Here is a 2,423-nt window from a genome sequence, read left to right as displayed (position 1 = left end):
TGTTAGTGGCCAATTAAAATGACCCACTACTGGCCATTAATTTTGACCCACCCCCGGGTGGCCGTCAGGCCACAGAACCAGCTACTGTCCCCACTTTTGGCCGGGGACATGTCAGTGAAGGAGTGGGTTGTGATACACAAGATCAAGGCACTGCACGATAACGGCAAAGGGTCGTCGATCCGCGCCATCAGTCAAGAACTGGGTTTGTCCCGGAATACCGTTCGCAAGTATTTGCGGATGGATGAGAGTGCGATATCAGAACAGCTTGAAGATCCCTCACGCAGCAAACGCCTCGACGATCACCGGGATTACCTGGTGCATTTGCTCAAGCGGTTTCCCAAGCTCAGCGCCGTCAAGATTGCCCGCAAGCTGCAAGAGAAGGTTGGCGAGCTGCCGGCCTCGGATCGCTCCATTCGCCGCTACGTGCGGACGCTCAAAGAGGAAGTGGCCTCGGCCCGGATGCGCTACTACGAACCCATCCTGGACGATGTGCCGGGTGTTCAGTGCCAGGTGGACCCCGGTGAGTTGCGCGGTGTGCTGATCGGGGGTGAAGAACGGATTCTCCACTTCGTGGTGTTCGTGCTGTCCTTCTCGCGGTTGATGTACGTGGGCCTGGCCTTCCGTCCTCTGGATACCCAGACGTTTATCCAGCTCCATGACGAAGCCCTGCGGTACTTCGGCGGTCTGCCGAAGGAGTGTGTTTATGATCAGACTAAGCTGGTGGTAATCAACGAGCAGTACCGGGAGCTGACGCTCAACCAACGGTTCCATGAGTATGCCACCACGGCTGGCTTCCGGATCCATGCCTGCGAAGGTTATGACCCGGAGAGCAAGGGCAAGGTGGAAGCTGGCGTGAAGTACGTCAAGCAGGATTGCCTCTATGGTGAAGTGTTCCGGGATCAGGAACACGTGCGCCAGCATGTGCAGGACTGGCTTGAGAGTGTGGCCAATGTTCGTATCCACGGCACCACCGCCGAACCACCCCGGGAACGCTTCGAACGGGATGAACGAGAACACCTGGAGGCTTACCTGTCACCAGCTTGCGTGCAGCCTGTGGCCCAAGAGACACGTCGGGCCGACAAGACCGGCCTGATCGCCTGGAAGGCCAACAAGTACTCTGTGCCCATGGCCTGGCAACAGGCCCGGTTGGGCGTTCTGGAGTCTGGCGACCAACTCCACATCAGCGACCTGGAAACGGGCGATGTCATTGCCAGTCACGCTCTGTGTTCCGACAAGGGCAAGGTAATCAAGAACACCCATCACTACCGGGATCATGCCCAGCGGGTGACCGCCCTTGAGAGCAAGATCAATGAAATGATCGGTAGTGAAATCGGGCAACGGTTGTGCCAGCAGCTCAAGCGTTCCGAGCCCAAGATCTACAAGGACCAGTTGGTGGCTACCCGTGACCTGCTCAAGCGCCATGCGCCCGTGGATCCGGCGTTGCTCACGACGCTGGCAGAACGCCCCGGCATGACCGCCACACGGCTGCAAGGTTATCTGGAAGCGACCCAGGCAGCTACGCTGCGGGAACGGCAGCCGGAACCGTTACCGGAACCCAAGCAAGCACTGGACCTGAGCGCCTATCAACAGCTTGGCCGCTCCAGTGGCCAGGGGGTGACCCATGAGCCAGCTTGAACAAACTGTGGCCCGTTACCGCAGTCTGCGCCTGAGCGCGGCCGCCGACGAGCTGATCAAGCTGCTGGCAGAGGCGGAAGCCAACGAGATGTCCTATCTGAGCTTCGCGGACCGGCTTGCCGAACATGAACTGGTTCAGCGACAGGACAAGCGCATCAGTCGAAACCGGAAGATGGCCGCGTTCCCTGCCGAGAAGCGCCTGGAGGGCTTCGACTACCGGCACCAGACCACCATTACCAAACGCCAGGTGAACGCCTTGCTGGACTTCCAGTTCATCGACGAACGCAACAACCTGGTGTTCATCGGCCCGCCCGGTGTAGGCAAGACCCATCTGGCTATCGGCATTGGCTACAAAGCCGTGGCAGCTGGCTACCGCGTGCTGTTCCGCAACGCCCTGGATCTGGTGGAAGAACTGGAGCTGGCCGAGATGAAAGGCGAACTAAAAAAGCGGGTCAGCGCCCTAGCCAAGTACGACCTGCTGATCATCGATGAACTGGGTTACCTGCCCATGACTCGACAGGCCCGCTACAACCTGTTCCAACTGATCAACAGCCTGTACGAATACCGATCCATCATCCTGACCACCAACAAGGACTTCACCAGCTGGGGCGAGTTCTTCCACGACGACAACGTGGCAGTGCCGATCATTGACCGGGTCATACACCACTCACACATCTTTATGCTGGGAGGAGAAAGCTATCGATTGAAGCAGAAAACCATGAGCTAAACTATGAAAGGTGGGTCAATTTTATTGGCCAAAGGTGGGTCAAAATAGATGGCCATTGACA

Annotated in this window: 2 protein-coding genes; both read left to right on the top strand. The window is 57.9% G+C overall.

Annotated features, from left to right (window positions below; all coding sequences use genetic code 11):
- The first annotated feature begins 129 nt into the window (after positions 1 to 129).
- Positions 130 to 1,635: an IS21 family transposase gene (gene istA / locus MLC59_RS19615; protein WP_248237284.1), complete on the top strand. Its 1,506-nt coding sequence runs from the start codon at positions 130 to 132 to the stop codon at positions 1,633 to 1,635.
- The gene (gene istB / locus MLC59_RS19610) at positions 1,622 to 2,362 is read left to right on the top strand and encodes an IS21-like element helper ATPase IstB (RefSeq protein ID WP_248237283.1); all 741 of its coding nucleotides are present in this window, start codon (positions 1,622 to 1,624) and stop codon (positions 2,360 to 2,362) included. Before istA ends, istB begins: the two co-directional genes overlap by 14 nt.
- Positions 2,363 to 2,423 lie beyond the last annotated feature (61 nt).

The sequence above is a fragment of the Marinobacter bryozoorum genome, assembly GCF_023156245.1.
GTDB classification, from domain to species: Bacteria; Pseudomonadota; Gammaproteobacteria; order Pseudomonadales; family Oleiphilaceae; genus Marinobacter; species Marinobacter bryozoorum.
The sequence above is the reverse complement of the archived record's forward strand: the minus strand, read 5'-3'. Positions and strand labels throughout refer to the sequence as shown.